The sequence below is a fragment of the Marivirga sericea genome (genome assembly GCF_900177665.1).
Classification (GTDB): domain Bacteria; phylum Bacteroidota; class Bacteroidia; order Cytophagales; family Cyclobacteriaceae; genus Marivirga; species Marivirga sericea.
The window spans coordinates 115,246-134,810 of record NZ_FXAW01000007.1 but is presented as its reverse complement, the minus strand read 5'-3'; the positions used below and the strand labels follow the sequence as shown (position 1 = coordinate 134,810).

At 36.3% G+C, this 19,565-nt stretch carries 19 protein-coding genes; 7 read left to right on the top strand and 12 right to left on the bottom strand.

Going from position 1 to position 19,565, the window contains the following annotated elements; all coding sequences use genetic code 11:
* The first annotated feature begins 12 nt into the window (after positions 1 to 12).
* Positions 13 to 1,065 carry a hypothetical protein gene (locus B9Y84_RS15955; protein WP_085518389.1) on the top strand — a complete coding sequence of 351 codons (1,053 nt, stop codon included), beginning with the start codon at positions 13 to 15 and terminating at the stop codon, positions 1,063 to 1,065.
* Between the two features lie 13 nt (positions 1,066 to 1,078).
* Here the strand turns inward: B9Y84_RS15955 and ppgK are convergent, their stop codons facing one another.
* The 10 genes from ppgK to B9Y84_RS15905 all read right to left on the bottom strand — a co-directional run bounded on the left by ppgK (position 1,079) and on the right by B9Y84_RS15905 (position 11,750).
* Positions 1,079 to 1,807, bottom strand: a complete 729-nt coding sequence (gene ppgK / locus B9Y84_RS15950) for a polyphosphate--glucose phosphotransferase (protein ID WP_085518388.1) — start codon at positions 1,805 to 1,807, stop codon at positions 1,079 to 1,081.
* Positions 1,808 to 1,913: 106 nt separating this feature from the next.
* The gene (gcvT, locus tag B9Y84_RS15945) at positions 1,914 to 2,996 is read right to left on the bottom strand and encodes a glycine cleavage system aminomethyltransferase GcvT (RefSeq protein ID WP_085518387.1); all 1,083 of its coding nucleotides are present in this window, start codon (positions 2,994 to 2,996) and stop codon (positions 1,914 to 1,916) included.
* A gap of 150 nt (positions 2,997 to 3,146) precedes the next feature.
* Positions 3,147 to 3,848, bottom strand: a complete 702-nt coding sequence (locus tag B9Y84_RS15940) for a sulfite exporter TauE/SafE family protein (RefSeq protein ID WP_085518386.1) — start codon at positions 3,846 to 3,848, stop codon at positions 3,147 to 3,149.
* Between the two features lie 2 nt (positions 3,849 to 3,850).
* A complete protein-coding gene (locus tag B9Y84_RS15935; protein WP_085518385.1) occupies positions 3,851 to 4,270 on the bottom strand; it encodes a FixH family protein in 420 nt (139 codons plus the stop codon).
* Positions 4,271 to 4,272: 2 nt separating this feature from the next.
* Entirely contained in the window at positions 4,273 to 5,682 is a 1,410-nt protein-coding gene (ccoG, locus tag B9Y84_RS15930; RefSeq protein WP_085518384.1) for a cytochrome c oxidase accessory protein CcoG, read from the bottom strand.
* Positions 5,683 to 5,845: 163 nt separating this feature from the next.
* Complete coding sequence (locus B9Y84_RS15925) at positions 5,846 to 6,811, bottom strand: c-type cytochrome (RefSeq protein ID WP_176223815.1); 966 nt, start codon at positions 6,809 to 6,811, stop codon at positions 5,846 to 5,848.
* Positions 6,795 to 6,998, bottom strand: a complete 204-nt coding sequence (locus tag B9Y84_RS15920; protein ID WP_085518382.1) for a cytochrome C oxidase Cbb3 — start codon at positions 6,996 to 6,998, stop codon at positions 6,795 to 6,797. The genes B9Y84_RS15925 and B9Y84_RS15920 overlap by 17 nt, the downstream gene beginning before the upstream one ends.
* A 12-nt stretch (positions 6,999 to 7,010) precedes the next feature.
* Positions 7,011 to 9,128: a cytochrome-c oxidase, cbb3-type subunit I gene (ccoN, locus tag B9Y84_RS15915; RefSeq protein WP_085518381.1), complete on the bottom strand. Its 2,118-nt coding sequence runs from the start codon at positions 9,126 to 9,128 to the stop codon at positions 7,011 to 7,013.
* Positions 9,118 to 9,324: a cbb3-type cytochrome oxidase assembly protein CcoS gene (gene ccoS, locus B9Y84_RS15910; protein ID WP_085518380.1), complete on the bottom strand. Its 207-nt coding sequence runs from the start codon at positions 9,322 to 9,324 to the stop codon at positions 9,118 to 9,120. Before ccoS ends, ccoN begins: the two co-directional genes overlap by 11 nt.
* Positions 9,321 to 11,750: a heavy metal translocating P-type ATPase gene (locus tag B9Y84_RS15905; RefSeq protein WP_085518379.1), complete on the bottom strand. Its 2,430-nt coding sequence runs from the start codon at positions 11,748 to 11,750 to the stop codon at positions 9,321 to 9,323. The genes ccoS and B9Y84_RS15905 overlap by 4 nt, the downstream gene beginning before the upstream one ends.
* A 271-nt stretch (positions 11,751 to 12,021) precedes the next feature.
* Between B9Y84_RS15905 and B9Y84_RS15900 the strand changes: the two genes are divergently transcribed.
* From B9Y84_RS15900 to B9Y84_RS15880, 5 genes are all read left to right on the top strand, one after another.
* On the top strand, positions 12,022 to 12,501 hold the full coding sequence (locus B9Y84_RS15900; protein ID WP_245830874.1) for a Fur family transcriptional regulator: 480 nt from the start codon (positions 12,022 to 12,024) through the stop codon (positions 12,499 to 12,501).
* A 93-nt stretch (positions 12,502 to 12,594) separates the two neighbouring features.
* Positions 12,595 to 12,945, top strand: coding sequence for a ribonuclease HepT family protein (locus B9Y84_RS15895; protein WP_085518377.1), 351 nt, complete (start codon positions 12,595 to 12,597; stop codon positions 12,943 to 12,945).
* Complete coding sequence (gene hpf / locus B9Y84_RS15890; protein ID WP_085518376.1) at positions 12,945 to 13,268, top strand: ribosome hibernation-promoting factor, HPF/YfiA family; 324 nt, start codon at positions 12,945 to 12,947, stop codon at positions 13,266 to 13,268. Before B9Y84_RS15895 ends, hpf begins: the two co-directional genes overlap by 1 nt.
* Before the next feature lie 191 nt (positions 13,269 to 13,459).
* Complete coding sequence (locus tag B9Y84_RS15885; protein ID WP_085518375.1) at positions 13,460 to 14,113, top strand: TlpA family protein disulfide reductase; 654 nt, start codon at positions 13,460 to 13,462, stop codon at positions 14,111 to 14,113.
* The gene (locus B9Y84_RS15880; RefSeq protein ID WP_085518374.1) at positions 14,110 to 15,555 is read left to right on the top strand and encodes a GAF domain-containing protein; all 1,446 of its coding nucleotides are present in this window, start codon (positions 14,110 to 14,112) and stop codon (positions 15,553 to 15,555) included. The genes B9Y84_RS15885 and B9Y84_RS15880 overlap by 4 nt, the downstream gene beginning before the upstream one ends.
* A gap of 8 nt (positions 15,556 to 15,563) precedes the next feature.
* On the opposite strand, the gene B9Y84_RS15875 is transcribed toward B9Y84_RS15880, so the two are convergent.
* Both B9Y84_RS15875 and B9Y84_RS15870 read right to left on the bottom strand, forming a co-directional pair.
* The gene (locus B9Y84_RS15875; protein WP_085518373.1) at positions 15,564 to 17,381 is read right to left on the bottom strand and encodes an ATP-binding protein; all 1,818 of its coding nucleotides are present in this window, start codon (positions 17,379 to 17,381) and stop codon (positions 15,564 to 15,566) included.
* Between the two features lie 120 nt (positions 17,382 to 17,501).
* A complete protein-coding gene (locus tag B9Y84_RS15870; RefSeq protein ID WP_085518372.1) occupies positions 17,502 to 18,314 on the bottom strand; it encodes a 5'-nucleotidase, lipoprotein e(P4) family in 813 nt (270 codons plus the stop codon).
* Positions 18,315 to 18,505: 191 nt separating this feature from the next.
* On the opposite strand from B9Y84_RS15870, the gene hemB reads away from it, so the two are divergent.
* Complete coding sequence (gene hemB, locus B9Y84_RS15865; RefSeq protein WP_085518371.1) at positions 18,506 to 19,480, top strand: porphobilinogen synthase; 975 nt, start codon at positions 18,506 to 18,508, stop codon at positions 19,478 to 19,480.
* The last annotated feature ends 85 nt before the right edge of the window (positions 19,481 to 19,565 follow it).

Below are 19,565 nucleotides of genomic sequence, written 5' to 3'. Positions count from 1 at the left end.
AATTGGTCACACATGAAAGTTTACTGGCTCTCCATTTTTCTAATTTTTACCCTCCAATTGCCTTCATTTTCTCAGATTAATCACAGTGAGGACCAGCAGTTTTTCAACTATCTCTACAATTTCCAATTCTTTGAAGCCAGTAAAGTTATTTCTAATATTGATAGCACAGAAGAAAGCGGCCGGTACAATTTCCTGAAATCTCATTATATGCGATGGTACTATTTACCAATGCACCAGCAGGAAGAGGATATTTTAAATGCTTACAATGAGTATTTAGAAGCCACAGATGTCGAGAATGATAAGAAGGGGCTTAATCATCTTTATGTTAACAGTGCTTTGCTGAAGGCAGAGTTTAATTATAATCAAGGAAACTATTATAAAGCGTTTCAGCAAGGGGCAAAGGTGTACAATATTGTTAAAAATAATTTAGAGGAGCAGCCGGAACAACAAGAGTTGCTATTTCTATCTGGTCTGTATCACTATTTTTATCACTATTATCGGTCTGAAAATCCTCTTTATGAACCCATGATGTGGTTTTTTAAGGAAGGGAATAAAGTAGTTGGCCTGAGGTGGTTGCAAGAGGTGGCTAAAGGCGAGAGCATAGCAAAAACCGAGGCCTTGATATATTTATCACATATTAATTTAAGACTAGAGAATAAGCCAGATTCAGCCTATAAGTATGCTAGAATGCTTCATAGGTTATATCCAAATAATTTAAAATTTTATGAATTGTTGATTGAATCCAACTTAGCTAAAAATAAAGAGAGCGAGTTAGTTGCAGAACTGATTCAAGAATTAATAGCAGCAGACAAAATCTACTTCAAAAAATACGGAATAACTTATAATGCCGTTGAAAAATCAAAATTTGGCGAAGGTATCCGGTCTGAAAAAATCAAAATTGTTAAAAAAGCGCTAGACTATATTCGGAATAATGATGGTGGACAGCACTTATCTTCTTTACTGTATTATACTTTATTTGAATTAACAGGAGATAAAGAATATTTGAATCTAAAAAAGGACTTTGAAAATTATAATTATGTACTAACCGGCTATCCTGTAGAATAAGCTAAGTGAGTGCTTATAAAAACTGACTTGCAGCTCCTACTATTCCCGCTTGATTTTTTAATTCGGCAGGAATCACATTAAGCTTTTTATCAATAAACCGGTCATACTTTTCAAATTTCTTGCTGACTCCACCACCAATAATGATTAAATCAGGCCAAAATAATTTATGTACTTCCACCAAGTACTGATTCAATCGTTTGCCCCAAACTTCCCAGCTTAGGTCTTCGTTTTCTCTTATGGAATTGGCTGCATATGCCTCGGCAATATCTCCCTTAAACTGAATGTGTCCCAATTCTGTATTGGGCATGATTTGTTGATTATGGAATAATGCAGAACCAATCCCTGTCCCTAGGGCCAAGACCAAAACCGTTCCATCATGTCCTTTTCCAGCTCCAAATCTCATCTCCGCCAAGCCTGCAACATCTACATCATTCATAACACGTGTGGCACAACCAGTAGCTTTTCTAATCATATTAGCTAGCGGCTTGTCTATCCAGCTTTTGTCAATATTGGAAGCAGTTTTCACAGTCCCATTTATAATTGCAGCCGGAAAGCCACAGCCGATAGGTCCCGACCAGTTAAAGTGTTTTTGAAGTTTTACAACAGTATCCATCATCGCCTCAGGAGTAGCTGGTTGTGGAGTCTTAAATCGTTTACGCTTAGTAGTAAATTCACCAGTTTTCAAATCTACAATGGCTGCTTTCATTCCGGAGCCCCCGATGTCAATGCCTAATACTTCCAAATGTTGCGTTTTTAGTTTTGCAGACGGAATATAACCTATTTAGAAACAAACAAAAAACCCCTACTCAAATAAAATGAATAGGGGTTATGAAATATTTTTTACTTACTTAAATCAACGGTAATTTTTTAACCACTGCTTTAATTTGATTTTTTCTAACAGCTATTTGAATAGGTGTTTCTGGTTTTGATAGATCAGTTTTTACATAGCCCAGACCAATCCCATGACCTAAATTAGGTGATTGAGTTCCTGAAGTTACAACTCCCACTGTATTTCCTTCCATGTCTAGAATTTCATAACCTTTCCTAGGGATACCCCTGTCTATCATATGAAAGCCAACTAATTTACGATCAACGCCTTCTTCTTTTTGTTTTTTAAGATTTTCTGAATTGATGAAATCCTTCGTGAACTTAGTGATCCATCCTAATTTAGCTTCGATAGGAGAGGTGGTATCGTCAATATCATTCCCATATAGGCACAATCCCATCTCCATTCTTAAAGTATCTCTTGCACCTAATCCAATAGGTTTAATGCCAAATTCTTCTCCAGCATCCAGTACTTTTCTCCAAACATTCTCCGCTGATTTGGCCGGCACATACAATTCTAAACCACCAGAACCTGTATAACCTGTAGCCGAGATAATCACATCTTTTTCGCCAGCAAATTCATCTACCTCAAATGTATAATACTTTAGGCCTTCTAAATTGACATCAGTCAGTTTCTGCATAGCATCCATAGCTTTAGGACCTTGAACTGCTAAAAGCGCATAGTCATTGGATTGATCTTCCATCACTGCGCCAAATGAGTTATGTGATTTGATCCAATTCCAGTCTTTTTCAATGTTAGAAGCGTTAACAACTAACATATATTTTTCTTCTGACATTTTATAGATCAAAAGATCATCTACTATTCCTCCCGTGGCATTAGGCAAACAGCTATATTGAGCTTGGCCTACTACCAATTTTGAAGCGTCATTACTACTTACTTTTTGGATCAAATCAAGTGCTTTAGGGCCACTGATGAAAAATTCGCCCATGTGGGATACATCAAATACACCCACGGCTTCTCGTACGGTTTTATGCTCTTCCAGTAATGAAGTATAAGAAACCGGCATATTATAACCAGCGAAAGATACCATTTTGGCACCTAATTGTTCGTGTATGTCGTTTAAAGGTACTTTTTTTAATTCCATAGTCGTCTTGTTTCCTGTTGTTTTAAGCCAATAGCATAGCTAAAAAATGGGCTTTATTATCTTAAAAACGGATCAAATCCAGTTGTACCACAAAAGTATGGAATTTATAGGATTTTGGAAGGCTAGTTGGTAAGTTATAAAAATACCTTTTCAAGGCTTTCCACAAATGGGAATATCCATGGTAGTTTGTGCTTGCCCCAAATCAGGAAGCGGTATATGAATAAATTGCACTTCCAATCCTCTTAAGAAAAGAAATAAGGCTAATGTTAATGCTAATGCAGGTCTTAATTTCTGTGTGATACCATTTAGTTTTCTGAAGGTTATTTTTCCAGCCCAAACGCTTCCTATCAGCCAGGGTAAGGTTCCTAATCCAAACACAGCCATAAAAACCACAGAATCCATTATAGTTTCAGTAGCGAATGAACTCAAAAGTGCTAAATAGACTAGACCGCATGGCAAAAGCCCATTTAGCAGGCCTATTGAGAATCTAGATAAAATATCCTGTTTCCCGATATACTTTTTAAATCCATTCTTTACTTTTTGATAAGGAACGGACTCTATTTTATTGATAAATTTCAAAAATCGATAGCGAGCAGGCAATACATAAAAATAAACTATGAAAATGGCCATGATGATGGATAGGCTATTTTGCCAACCTAGAATGGATAAACTTTCTCCTACAAAAGCTAAGGCTAGCCCCAGAATAATATAAGTAGTGATTCTTCCAGTTTGGTAAGCAGCAAATCCCCAGGCCATCGATTGATTACGAAATACTCCCAGCATAAGTGGCGCACACATAAAAGTGCAATGAATCCCACCTAATAGACCTATGCTCAATGCTGCCCAAATCATTTTTAACGTTGAATGAAAATTTGTTCTTCTTTAAAGTATTTTTTTTCATCAGCTTCCCAATTAAAGGAAACTTTCCAATTTCCTGCCTTGAATTTTTCAATAGGGATGTTGATTTCCTCGCTGATTGGAACAAAAAAGTCTAAATCAGCATCAGATGGTCTATAAAATTGAATTTTTCCGTTGACCTTTGCAGCTCCTTCAAATTGCAAAGCCAAATTGCCGCCTTCCTGCTTCACGGAGACTACCCCTTTCCAATCATTGCCATTTCGGATTTCATCCATTTTGCCTTGGTAGGCAATCTCTTCCTCGTAATAATTCTCTTCCACCATATGGAATTCTTGCTTCATACTAAAAATCACCATCGTGATTATCAGGATTACGAAACCTACGAATACTAATGTTATTTTATTTCCCCAGTTCATGATTATTTCTTGCTAAATGTGTTAGGTCCAGGAAATCTTGAATCAATGGTTTGGATTAATTCATTATCCCTGTAAATCTCAACTTGTATTTTTTCGTCTATTTGTGCAAATTCTTTTCTAGTCATTTCCACAAAAACATAAACTTCATCTTTTTCTTGCCCGCTCAAAACTTCTATAGGTCCTGAGGGAAAAAATAAGCTAGCAGATTTTGGTTTCACTTTATAAGTTAAATTCATCGGATCAAAAGACTTATTAATCATCTCCATTTGATACATATTACTGATAATAGAATCATTTTTTATCTGATAAATGGATCCGGGCGTCCTAGTCATAGTTACTTCGATAGGCGCTCTTCCCACAAGTAAGAAGCCCATTGCACCCACTAAAATGGCTAATACCACTGAATAAGCTAATACTCTCGGTGTAATTAACTTCTTTGTTTTTCTCTCCACACCTTCTTCAGAGTCAAATCGGATCAAACCTTTCGGTTTATCGATTTTAGTCATTACCTCATCGCAAGCATCAATGCATGCGGTACAATTGACACACTCCATTTGAGTCCCGTTGCGGATATCGATACCTGTTGGGCAAACTTGAACGCATAAGTTACAGTCAATGCAGTCTCCTTTATCTGCCTGAGGCTCGTTCTTTTTTAATTTTCCTCTTGGTTCACCTCTTAACCAGTCATAAATCACCACAATGGATTTTTTATCGAGGAAAACGCCTTGTAATCGTCCGTATGGACAAATTACAGTACAGGCCTGCTCTCGGAAGTAAGAAAAGACAAAATAGAAAATCCCTGTAAAGACCAATAATCCGGTAAAGGCACTCCAGTTGGCTTCCGGCCCTGCTTGAATCACTTCGGTCATTTCTCCGATACCAATGAGATACGCCATAAAAGTATGGGATACCCAAAAGCTAATGAGTAGGAATACTCCTTGTTTAGTGGTTTTCTTCCAGATTTTGTTCCATGTCCAAGGTGCTTTTGCAAGTTTTCTTTGTTGGTTAGCATCTCCTTCAATCCAATATTCAATTTTCCGGAAAACCATTTCCATAAATACGGTTTGTGGACAAGCCCAACCGCACCATACCCGACCAAAGACCACCGTAAAGAGTAGGATAAATACTACAAAAATAAGGAGCAAAAATATTAGCAAATGAGTGTCTTGTGGCCAGAAAACACTTCCTAAGATTACAAACTGACGATCAAAAATATTGAACAGCAATAAAGGATGACCTCCTATTTTAATAAAAGGACCTGCGAAGAATAAAATTAATAGCAACCAAGCCAAAACTCGTCTATAGTTATGGAATATTCCCTTTGGTTTTTTGGGAAAAATCCAATTCCGCTTTCCTTGCTCGCCTACTGTGGCAAGCTGCCCTCTAAATTGCTCTTCATTTAAATTATCCATACTGCACTTTGTTTAGAGACCTGTGAGCTTTTCAAAAACTCACAGGTCTATTTTAATCTGATTCATACGATTTTGGACAAAATACCTGATAGTAGGTGGTTACTTAGCGTCCAATGCATAAATACTATTATTTATAAAACCTGTTAGGTTAATTCACAATACCTTATTCTACTAATTCCTTGACTTCAGGCAATTCATCCACATTCTCTTCAATTCGTTCCTCTGCTTTTTCTAACTTTCTAATTTCGCCTTGAGGTTCTTTTGGACTAGCAGGAGTACTTCCTACCAAACTCAAAACATAATTGGATACGTCCTGAATCTGCTTTGGGCTCATATTACCTTTCCAAGGAATCATTCCTTTAGCAGGAACTCCTTCGGAAACGGTAGTAAATACTCCTTTAATATCATTTCCGTGTATCCAGTATTCATCTGTTAAGTTAGGGCCTACGCCTCCGCCACCATCATCACTGTGGCAAACAGCGCAATTCTTTTTATATAGAACCTGCCCGGCCTTCATTACAGCTTCATCTGTTTGCAATTCAGCTGTTTCAGCAGTGATTTGAATCATTCCTGCTTTTGCACGAGCTTCAGCTCTTAGGGCAGCTTCTTCAATAGATGCTTGATATTCCGTTTGCTGATCTGGAATAATATCAAAAATCAAAAAGGCTGGTACATAAAATACTGCGAAAATGAAGGTTCCAAGGAAAACGTATTTCAACCAAGGGGGCATTCCATAATCCATTTCCTTGATGCCGTCATAATTATGATCCAGCATCATATCGCCTTGCTGTCCTACTGGTTTAAATTTACCTGTGATCCATCTCTGTTTGAATTGCTGATAGAAAGAAATACGCTCTACACCTTTTTGAGCTGCTTTCTTATCTAGTATTATTTCAGCAGTTTTTACCATTAACACGGCCATAATAACCATCAATACAATCAAGACAAGTAGAAGCCCACCTATTAAAAGTAATAGGCGGCCTTGCTCTGTTTGCATGAGTTGTTCCCACATGGTAACTTTTTCAATTTCCAACTCCTGCACAGCTTCCTCAACCTGTGCAAAAAGTGGCGTTATACCCAATCCAAAAAGGAAAAGGCTGCTCCATATCATTTTAGTGACTTTTTTCATTTTTAGAATCATTTTTGTATGTAACATCATCCTCTTCCATAGGTAAGGATTTCATTTTATTGATATAGCTTTTATCAGCTCTTATCACCCACCAAATTAGGCCGACAAAGAAAATAAAGAATATACTCAGCGAGATGATGGGAAAAATTTCCACATTATCAATTGTTTCAAAATAGTGCTTAAACATGTCTTTTCAATTTTATTTATCTGCAACTTTTATATCAGTACCTAATCTCTGTAAGTAGGCAATTAAGGCCACAATTTTGGCCTCAGGAACCGTTTCAATTCCGTCTCCTTCTAAGCTTTTTACAATACTTTTGGCTTGTGCCATAGCATTCGCCTGAACATCTTCTTCAAAACCTTCTTCATACGGTACTCCTAATTGTCTCATAACCGTAATTTTATCCGGTAGTCCTTCTAAGTCGTAAGCTTGTTCCAGTAACCAAGGGTATGGAGGCATAGTAGAACCTGGAGACATCGATCTTGGATCATACATATGATTGAAGTGCCAAGAGTCCGGATATTTGCTACCCACTCTATGCAGATCAGGTCCGGTCCTTTTCGATCCCCATAAGAACGGATGATCGTAGACGTACTCACCTGCTTTTGAGTATTCACCATATCGTTCTGTTTCATATCGGAAAGGGCGAATCATTTGCGAATGACAACCTACACAGCCCTCACTGATATAGATATCTCGACCTTCCAGCTCTAGTGGGGTATAAGGTTTTACCGCTTCAATTTTGGTGGCTTCATTATCCTTCATCATAAATGATGGGATGAGTTCGAAAATTCCACCGATTAATATGGCTACTGTAGTTAATAGAGTGAAGAAAATAGGTTTTCTTTCCCATACTCGGTGCCAGTACTCTTTACCTTTACTTACTGCTTTTTCTAGAGCTGGAGCTTCAGCTGCTTCGTTCGCTACAAAACTTCCTGCTTTAGCGGTTTTGATTAAGTTGTAAACCATCACAAAAACGCCTACTAAGTAAAGTAAGCCACCAAATGCTCTTAACATATGCATTGGAATAATTTGTAAGGTAGTAGACAAGAAATTAGGGTACTGCAAAATTCCTTCTGGAGTAAATTCTTTCCACATTAACCATTGAGTAAAAGCAGAAACGTACATCGGCAAAGCATAGAATATAATACCTAATGTTCCCAACCAGAAGTGTGTATTCGCTAATTTTCTAGAGAATAGTTTAGTTTTCCACATTTGAGGGATCATCCAATATAGCATACCGAAAGTCAAGAATCCATTCCAGCCCAAAGCGCCAATATGAACGTGTGCTACAATCCAATCCGTATAATGCGCAATCGCATTCACACTTTTTAAGGATAACATCGGGCCTTCAAATACCGCCATACCGTAGGCAGTAATTGCAACCACCATGAATTTTAAGATGGGATCTTCTTTTACTTTGTCCCAAGCACCTCTTAAAGTTAATAATCCATTCACCATACCACCCCAAGACGGAGCTATCAACATAATGGAGAATGCTGTACCTAAGGCTTGTGCCCATTCAGGTAAAGAAGTATACAATAAGTGGTGTGGACCTGCCCATATATACAAGAAGATTAATGCCCAGAAGTGGACAATTGATAATTTATAAGAATAAATTGGTCGATTAGCTGCTTTAGGCAAGAAGTAATACATCAAACCTAAATATGGAGTTGTTAAGAAGAATGCCACAGCATTATGACCATACCACCATTGAACCAATGCATCTTGCACACCAGCGAAGGCAGAGTAACTCTTCATAAAGTCAACTGGTATCGCAAAGGAATTTACAATATGTAAAACTGCTACAGTAACAAAAGAAGCAATGTAGAACCAGATAGCTACATACATGTGTTTTTCTCTTCTTTTGATAATAGTACCAATCATATTAATACCAAATACCACCCAGATGAGTGCAATAGCAATATCAATTGGCCATTCTAGTTCGGCATATTCTTTAGAAGAAGTGAATCCCATCGGTAGGGTAATAACAGCAGAAAGTATGATAATCTGCCAACCCCACATATTTATCCATGAGAGGGCATCGCTGAACATTCTAGTTTTCAATAGTCTCTGCATGGAATAATATACTCCGGCAAAGATGGCATTACCAACAAATGCAAATATTACGGCATTCGTGTGTAAAGGCCTTATTCTACCGAAGGTGGTATACTCCGAACCTAAATTAGCCTCCGGTGCAAATAGCTGTGTAGCGGCCAAAAGACCTACCAGCATCCCGATGGCGCCCCAAACTACTGTTGCTATCGCAAAGTATTTGACGACTTTGTTGTCATAATGAAACTTTTCAATTTCCATGTGATTTTTGTTTATGATTTGTTGATTGATTACTCGATTTATTTTCTTTCTTAGTGATGTCGTCATCCCAGAGCATGCGGTAAGATGGCGTTGATGCATCATCGAATTGTCCAGAACGAACAGCCCAAATAAAAGCCACCAAAAAGCCGCTTGCCACTATCAAACTCACGATAATTAGAATTACTAGTATGTTCATAAATTATTGCTCTTTTCCGTTGTAGTTAGATATTTACCTGCTAAGTATCGTGTTCCTAGCGTAGCTAAAAGCACCACTGAAAATGAACTAATAGGCATTAGTATAGCAGCAATTACAGGTGATAAAAGTGCTTGAATGGCAAAACTCAAGCCCACCACATTATAAAAAAAAGAGAGTATAAAGCCCGCAATCACTAACTTGAAAGAAGCTTTTGAAAATTTCATGATATGAGGTAATTGCTTTAAGTTTTCACCCAAAAGAATGCCGTCACATGCAGGACTGAATTGACGGGTTGATTCTGTAATAGCTAAGCCAAAATCACTTTTTCTTAAAGCAGCTGAATCATTCAAGCCATCTCCTGCCATTAAGACTTTCTGTTGGGCATTTTGCCATTTGGTAATGAACTCCTTTTTGTCTCCAGGAAGTTGTTCAAAATGCATACTTTCTTCAGCTAACCATTGGCTTAAATATTCTTTCTCAGCTGCTTGGTCTCCTGAAAGAAGATTTAATTTATAATCAGTCTTTAAGCTGTTAAATAAGTTACCAATGTTTTCTCTGAAGACATGTTTCACATTAAAACAGCCGTAGGTTAAGCCATCTACATTGATAAATACTTGAGAGCTGTTGGCTTTCCTATCAAAATCAGTCGCTTGATTATCCACAAATTGTTTCTTACCTAATTTGATGATTTGTCCATTTACTTTAGCACTAATACCTTGCCCGCTGATTTCTTTATAATCTTCAATTTGTTGCGAAGGATAGTATGGAAGCCAGTTGCATATAATCTGACTCAACGGATGTTTGGACTGATTAAAAAGTGTTTTTACTGCAGCTAGAACTTTATGTTCTGGCATGTTTCCATCAAAAACCACCTCTGCTTTATCTGAATAAGTAAGTGTGCCTGTTTTATCAAAAACTATAGCGTCAATTTTTGATAAGTCTTCTACTGATTGAGTACTTTTCACGAAAAATCCCGCTTTGCTCAATACGCGCATGGCATAACCTAAAGTGACAGGAGTTGCGAGTGCCAATGCACATGGACAAGCCACAATGAGTACAGTGGTGAATGCTCTGATACCACTTTCAAAATCCCCTAAATAGATCCAGCTGGCCAGCGAAATGAATGCAATGGCTACCACAACAGAAGTGAAATATTTACTGATTTTATCTGCAGTACTTTGGACTTGGGCTTTTGCGCCTTTTTGGATAGATTCATCATCCCAAAGTTGAGCTAAGTAACTTTGAGAAGGGCTTTTCTTGACTTGAACTAAAATGGAAGCACCTTTCAATCTGCCACCAGCATATAACAGTTCTTCCTTTTGTTTAATTTCTGGTAAGGATTCCCCCGTTACAAAACTGTAATCAATTGACGCTTCATCTGAAATTAAAAGGCTGTCGGCTGGAATGATCTCTTCATTTCTGATTTTTAAGATATCAGAAGGGATGATGCTATTGAGGAGTACTTGCTCCTCATGCTGACCATTTATCTTGGTTACTGATAATGGAAAGAAAGATTGAATATCACGGTCAAATCTTAAATGATCAAAAGTTTTTTGCTGGTAATATTTCCCTAAAAGAAGAAAAAATACAAGGCCTGAAAGTGAATCAATGTACCCAAGGCCAGACTGATAAAAAATAATATAGTAGCTATAGGTAAATAATGTGATGATGCCCAAGCTAATAGGTACATCCATATTGATTTGGCTTTGCTTTATCGCACCCCAAGCAGACTTGAAGTAATCTTGGGCTGAAAAAAAGACTATAGGAAGGGCTAATAGAGCATTAAGAAACGGGAATATTTTTGATATGATATCGTCATTAAATATATTGAGACCGAAATATTCAGGCAAACTGAAAAGCATACTGTTTCCAAATACAAAGCCTGCAATACCGATTTGCAACCATATTCTTCTATAAGGAGAAGAGTTGGATGTTTTATTATCTAATTGAATATCAGGAGTGTAGGCTATTGAATCCAACATCTTAACTAACTCCAATAAGGAAATTTCCAGATGATTGAATGAGATGATGACCGTTTTCTTATTGAAATCTACACGACTACTAATAATACCAGCGTGCAGTTTATACAGCTTTTCCAAAAGCCAAATACAAGCGCTGCAATGGATAGCGGGAATATAGAATCTTACCTTACTGATTTCTTCATTTTGGAAATCTAAAAGACTGTTAGCAAAAGCCTCATCTTTAAGGAATTCAAAATTTTCCGATTTTTTCTTTTTTGAGCTCACACCTGGGGACTCGGCAACACAGTAGAAATTATCGAGGTCATTTTCCAGCAATATTTCGTATACCATCCTACAACCTTCGCAGCAGAAATTTTGATCATTACTCTTTATGAGCTCCTGATCGCACTGCTCACCACAGTGGTGACATTCTAGGTGTTGGCTTTTTGCTGTTGACGTACTCATTAATCGCTAATTTTTTCTTTTCCAAAAGTAATAGCTGCCGAGCTCCAAAAACATGACATAAGTCAGGCTTCGGCTTGAGATTAATCATTCGTTAATCTAGTAAAAATTAAAGACTTTAGTAAGTAACGGCAGGCTTAATTGAAAAAAAAATTGTTTAGAATGGCTTTAAACTTCAATAAAATTCGGCCATGATATTTTAAACTTCGTATTCAAAACCTAACTTAGACCTTATTAATAAAAGAACTATAGGATGTCGATGTCTAAACCGGTGATGAAGGAAATTTTGCAGCGAGCAAAAAATATATTGGATGAATATTTGAATGACCAAAATTTGAGGAAAACGGCTGAGCGTTATTCTGTTTTGGAGGAGTTATATTATTTGCCACAGGATGAGCACATAGATGTAGAAACTCTTTTTTTAAGAATGCGCAACAAGGAATACACCATTTCTCGCGCTACTGTTTACAACTCCATCGATTTATTAGTGGAATGCGGTTTGGTTGTTAAACATAATTTTAAAGATAAAAATGCATTATATGAGCCTGCACTCACCTATGAACATCATGATCATTTGGTTTGCAATAACTGCTTAAAGATTAAAGAGTTCCTAGACCCTAGCATTGAAGAAATCAAAAAGCGTGTAGGGAAATCTGTAGGCTCTGAAATTAAACATCATTCTTTAGTTTTTTACGGGGATTGTACGATTGAAAATTGTGAAAATTTAAAAAGAAAAGAAGTTGTTTCTAGTTGATAGTCAATATTTAAGCTCCAAAAATAACTAGCTACAGTCAAGATAAGACATACTGATCTGCAACAAAACCCTCTTGTAATCGCTTAATATAGTATGATGCAATTACAAGAAACAATTCAACATTTAAACAGAATAGTAGATAACATAGCTCAAGTCAATGCGCAGACTGATGGCATGGATTATGAGGATTTTAGAAAAAATGAGCCGGTTAAAGAAACGGTTTATGAATATCTGCAAGAAATTGGGCAGGCTGCACGAGAACTGTCGGAAAATCAAAAGCTTCCTGGAGAAATTAATTTGGAACCTTTGGTTGCTTTTAGAAATGCACGCTACAATCAAGAAGCAGAGGTAGGACATCAGCAGGTTTTTAATATGCTCGCTGACTTAAGGCAAATTGCCGAAACCATAGAAACATCAGATTTATACCAAAACAACTTATCATAATGAATATTACATTAGAACCTGTAGATTTTAATATAAGCCAAGAATTGAATGATCACATGCGTGAAATGTTCAATAAATTGTCAAAATATAATGATCAAATAGTAGGAATCGATTTATATCTCAAATCAAATACCAATGATGAGGACGGAGAAAAAACAGTAGATGCGAAAATATTTCTACCTGGGAACGATATCTTTGTTTCAGGTGAAGGGTCTGATTTTGTTTCGGCAGGCCAAGATTGCTATGAAGTAGCGAAAAGACATGTGAGGAAAGCCAAAGAGAAAGTGAAGGATAGGCAGCAAAACAGACCTGATAAATACTAGCCTAGATCTCCCATAAAAAGAAAGAACTGTCAGCATTAGATTTCATTTATTTAATGTTGACTTTTTTATGTCGGATGAGATTGCTCAAGTTTTCTTACTTGTCTGTAATCCAGATCCCTATATTAATTCGTATTTATACAAACAAATTTGAATAAAAAGTAGTAGCTTCAACACGAATAGGGAAATATTATATGAGAATACTTTTGGCGGTTTTATTAACCATATCTATCCTTTCAGTGATAGGGTTTCTTTTTTGGGAACAGGAATGGAAATTTTCCAAACCTACGCCTGTCCCTTCTAATCATATTACTGTTCAAACAGGAGATTCGATTCCCGATGATGTGATCTCGATGTTAGGATTGACGTCCGCTGATCAGCTTTTTATTCATTTCTACAATTTTGATTGTCCGTGTTCACGATTTAATATCAAAGAATTTCAGAATCTTGTTATTCAATATGAGTCAAGAGTGAAATTTTTGGCAGTTTTGGAAACAGTTGGTGAGGAGGACAGTGAAGTCAAAGATTTCGTAGAAAAGTACGATATGGGAATTGATATTTATCTAGATCACGAAGGACTCATCGCTAAAAAATTAGGAGTATACAGTACACCTCAAGCAGTTTTGATAAAGAACCAACAAATTTATTTTAGCGGGAACTATAATAAAGCACGTTTTTGCACTACTCAAAACACTAAATTTGCAAGTCTAGCACTCTCGGCCATGGTAGAAGATCGGCAAGCACCTGTGTTTCCTGAACTCGCAACTGTTGCTTATGGGTGCGAGCTCCCCGCGAATGGTAATACGAATACTAGATTTGATAAATTTTTTAACTTTTTAAGTTTATGACAGCAATTGATAAGAAAAGGTTTAAACCCTATTATGATGAAATATATAAAAGAGCAGATAGGGTATTGGAAATAACCATTGCCGGATATTTCCTTTTCGGTTTGTTTTTAGCATTCTTTTATGACACATGGTTAGTGGGCTTGGGGGTTGGATCGTTATCTTTAATCCTATACTTTGGAGTAAAATTTTTACTAAAAGGAACTTACGTTCATCATTATATCGGCAGCTTATTGCTAGGTATTTTTATGGCGCAATTTATTTACCAGATGCATGGTTTATTTGAAATGCATTTTACTGCATTTGTTGCCATCATTGTTTTGATGGCCTATCAGAATTACAAAGTATTTTTGCCGGCTACTCTTTTTATTGCAATTCACCATGGTGCATTTGCTTATATTCAGTACTTGGGATTTGTGAACAATAATGAATCTTATCAATCAATTTATTTCACTCAGTTGGACTATATGGATTTCCAGACCTTTTTATTCCATGTGGGACTGGTTGTTGTCGCTGTTATTATTGCCGGAGTGTATTCTATTAATAGCCGTTCTCGTTCAAAATTTCTTTTTCAGAAATTGATTGAAAGTGAAGTACAAGCGGAAGTTACCAGAACTAATATTCTTTTCGCAAAAGAGATTGCTAACAATAATTATGAAAAAGAATTTGATTTGAACGAAGACGACCCGTTAAGTGGTGCTCTGATTGAAATGAAAGAGAGCTTAAAGAAAAGTGCTACTCGGGAAGAGCAAGAACGTTTTACCAATAAAGGATTAGCAGAACTCTCTAATATCATTAGAGATAATGGGAGCAACTTGCAAGATTTAACTTATGAGGTGATTGAGTTTCTAGTAAAATATATGAAGCTCAATCAAGGAGGTTTTTTTATTGTCAAAGAAGAGGGTGATGACATTTTTCTTGAGTTAGAAGGTTGTTATGCTTACGATAGACGTAAGAAAATCAAAAAGAGAATTCAACCTGGAGAAGGTCTAATAGGACAGTCATATCAGGAAAAAGATAGCATTTACTTAACGGAGGTCCCTGAAGATTATATCAACATTAAATCTGGTTTGGGAGACGCTAATCCAAGATCAATTGTGATTACACCAGTAAAAAGAGACGAAACGATTGAGGGAGTGATTGAATTAGCAAGCTTTAGGATCCTAAAAGGGTACGAGCAAGAATTTATAGAGAAAGCAGGAGAAAGCATTGCTGTTGCGCTAAATACGGCTAAAGTTAATCAGAAAACCACGGAACTTTATGAGCAGTCTCAGCAGCAAACGGAAGAAATGAGAGCTCAAGAGGAGGAAATGCGTCAGAATATGGAAGAGTTATCTGCTACTCAAGAAGAAATGCAACGAACACAAAAAGACTATGAGCAAATGCTGGCAGATTCACAAAAGGAAAATGAGGCATTGAAAAAACAATTGAAGAGTCAATCTTAAGAGGAGATTTACTCTATTGGAAGTGCTACAAAAAAAGTACTTCCTTGTCCTTTTTCTGATTCAACCCAAACTTCTCCATCCAATAAATCAATATATTTTTTAACAATTGATAATCCCAATCCGGTTGAATTTTCTCCTCCTGTTGGTTTTGCACTTAACTTTTGGAATTTCTTAAAAATTAGTGCTTTGTCTTCTTCGGTAAGGCCTGGACCATCATCTTTGATCGAAAAGATAATTTTATCTTTTTCAATTTTAGCGTTAACACTAATTTTGCTGCCAGGATCCGAAAATTTAATAGCATTTACAATGATGTTCTCTAAGATTTGAGTGAGAAACAGATGATCCGACTTAAATCGTAAATTTCTATCTGTTTTATAGTGAACAGTAGTATTTTTCTTACTAGCTATCACCTGCAACTCTTTTTCTACAGTTTGCAATAGTTCTTTTACTTCAATTTCCTCTGTTATTACTTTCATTCGATTGCCTTCCAAAGCATCAAAATCTAAGATTTTCGAAATCATTTGATTTAATCTTTGTGCAGAATCCTGTACTTGATGAATTATTTTTTCTTCATCTTTACTAAAGTGGCTATGACTTAGTTTTAATATGTCTAATAAACCCGTAATTTGATTGATGGGTGACCTTAAATCATGAGCTAAAATTTTGACCAGATTATTTTTTTCTTCATTGAGACCCGTAAGCTGTAAATTCCGATTATGTAATTTCTCATTTTTACTTTGAATGCTCTTTTGTTGTTGCTCGATTTGTTTGTTTTTCTTACTTAATAATTTAGAGATTTTTTGCTCGCGGTAAAATAAGGCAATTATGATTCCCAATAAGATTATTGAAACAAGTGTAATTATTATAAATGTGCTTCTACTATTTTTTTCCTTTTCCAAAAGCAAATTGGTCTTTCTCAACTGCTGTAGTTGGATTTCTTTTTCCTTGGTTAGAATTGATGCACCCAGATTATTCTCACTATACAGCCCGTCTATAAAATTGTAGAGCTCAGGCCCCATGTATTTTGAAGTGATTGTTGCCAATTTCATAGTTGTCTTTGGCTCTGAGAGAAATTCGTTGAAAATAGTCGTCCAGTCACTTTTGGAAGGGGTTATAAACCCGTACCCATTACCTTTTATTGTAAAGAAATTTTGACGTGTTAGAGTACCTCCTGTCTTAATCAGCATCAAGTAAATGGGTAGATCAATGAATCCAAATCGGTCATCTGTTTTGCTGATCTCATCAAGTATATTTTTATCTGATCCTATGTATAGGATATCAAAATCAGTATTTAGCTGTTTTCTTAAGTTTAATAGAAATTGTTCATAAGTTGTTCCTCTTATGGTCACAGCTGTCATATCCTGCATCATTTTATTGATTTCTCCCAGTGTTCTGACTATGGGTGTCCCTTTACTTGAGACCAAGACTGCTACATCTGTTAAATATGGATTCGTAAAATTCACTTTTTTTCTCCTCTCATCAGTGATAGAAAAGGCAGAAACACCCATGGAATTAGGTTTTGTAGTGCGTGCAATTTCATTAAATATATAATGAAAGCTCTTTGACTCAACCCAGTTTAATGTTAAGTCTACTTGGTAATTATCTTTAACATATGCTTGAAAAGATTCTAAAATTTCAACTTCCAAACCTTCCGGTTTACCTGTTCTGCTTTTGTAAATAAAAGGTTTAGATATATACCAGTGTAAATCCAAAGTAGCTGTTCTTTGCTTTTGAGCCTCAGACCAGCTAAGAGATTGGGCACTAAGTTGGCTGTGAAGTAGTAGAGTAACACCAAGAAATAGTAATACAGCACTTTGAATCTTCATGTTTGTACTAAAATTTAGACAAAATATGAAAATTACTCAACTAAGTAAAATTTATTCTTTAAGATTGCTAATTTTCTGGATGTAAAGCAATTATAATACTTTTAGAAAAAAGGATGCGAATTATTTTGATTTTCTAGGATTCAATGCGTTCTCTCTTAGCTCTAATTTTTCTTCTGTACTTTTAGAAAAGTCATTCTCGTAGAGAGCAGACTCCCATTCTCCATACATAGGATTCGGAAGCATAATAAAGTTATGTAATAATTCTTTCTGATATTTTTTGACTAGTTGCCTACCCAATGTGGAGTCTCTTTCAGCAAATTTCTGGTCGTAATCTGTCAAGTTATCTCCCACGAATAAAAGTATTTCATGATGCGCCTCAATCATTGCTCTTCTTTCCGTTTTATCACTTTTAGTGGTGCGTAAATACAGATGATCCTTCTCCGCTTGGGGCAGCTTTAGTGTTTTTAAATTTTTCAGAGTAGATTCAAAAACTCCAATTTTTCTGTTAGAGATGTAGAATATTTTCACTCCTAGGCTATCTGCAAAATGTAAAAAGTCAGTAGCGCCTGGTAAAGCCACTGCTTTTCCTTCTTTACTCCATTTCTCCCAGCTTTTGGAACCATAACTTTCTCCTTGTAAAAATAAACGAGCCTCATAAGGACTATTATCTAAAACCGTTTCATCCAAATCCAATACCACTGCTGGTTTTAATCCTGATGAGGAAAGTGTATCCATTTTTATTTTTAGGAGCATTTTGCCTTTATCATAGGCTTGCAAATAAGCAGCTTCCATTTCAGCAGACTGCTGAAACCACAAGGTGGCGTTTCCCAATTGTAGTGACAATTTTTCTGCAGCATCCAGCTTCTTTTCTTTGGGTAATTGCTGACAAGCACTGAATACTGATACAATAAAAATGAAAACTATTTGGCGCATATTCTTGAAAATTAAAACGTACACAAAAGTATAAGGTAAATATGATAAATAGAAACATATCCCATCTCTGAGATTTTATTTTTTTATGAACTGAAAAGAAGAAGTCATTGATGATTGCATGATTTTCTTAATCCTTATTCCATTTTTCATTTCATAAAAGCTTAACTTTGACTCATCAAAAAATCGTAATTATGTTAATACGTCCGAGAAGAAATCGTAAGTCAGCCGCTATTCGCGAAATGGTCGAAGAAACTACTCTAACTACAAAAGACTTCATTTTTCCATTGTTCCTTCTTGAGGGAAAAAACAAGAAAGTAGCTGTCGACAGTATGCCTGGGATTTATCGATTCACAGTTGATTTGATGCTCAAAGAGATAGAGGAGTGTTTGCAATTGGGTGTGAAAGCTTTTGATGTATTTCCAGTTGTCGAGGAGAAACATAAAGATAAAATGGCAAGCAAAAGTGCGGATGAAAATTTCTTTTACATCAAAGCCTTAAAGGAAATCAAATCTAAATTTCCTGAAGCGTGCATTATGACAGATGTGGCAATGGACCCTTATAGTACGGATGGACATGACGGAATAGTGGATGAGAACGGCAATATTCTAAATGATGAAACATTGGATGTTTTGGCGGACATGGCATTAGTTCAGGCAGAAACAGGTATTGATATCATTGGTCCTTCTGATATGATGGATGGAAGAGTAGAGTTCATAAGAGAGGTTTTGGATGAAAATGGCTTTGAAAATACTTCTATCATGAGCTATTGTGCAAAATATGCTTCGGCTTTTTATGGCCCATTTCGTGATGCTTTGGATTCTGCTCCGAAATCTGGTGATAAAAAGACCTATCAAATGAATCCTGCCAATAAATATGAGGCTTTGATTGAAGCCGAATTGGATGCACAGGAAGGAGCTGATTTTTTGATGGTGAAACCTGCGCTGGCGTATTTAGATGTGATTCATCTGCTGAAAGAGAATAATGAATTACCAATAGCAGCCTATAATGTAAGTGGTGAATATAGTCTCGTAAAAGCAGCTGCTGAAAAAGGCTGGTTAGATGGAGAAGCTGCTATGATGGAAAGTTTATTGAGTATCAAAAGAGCTGGTGCAGATGTAATTCTAAGTTATTTTGCTAAAGAAGCAGCTCAAGTCTTGAGAAAATAATACTGAGCTCATTACCGAAGGGTTGAGCTCATTCAGACTGCTATAAAGTGTGACCATGGGTGTAAAGCTTTTCCATTCAAATAAT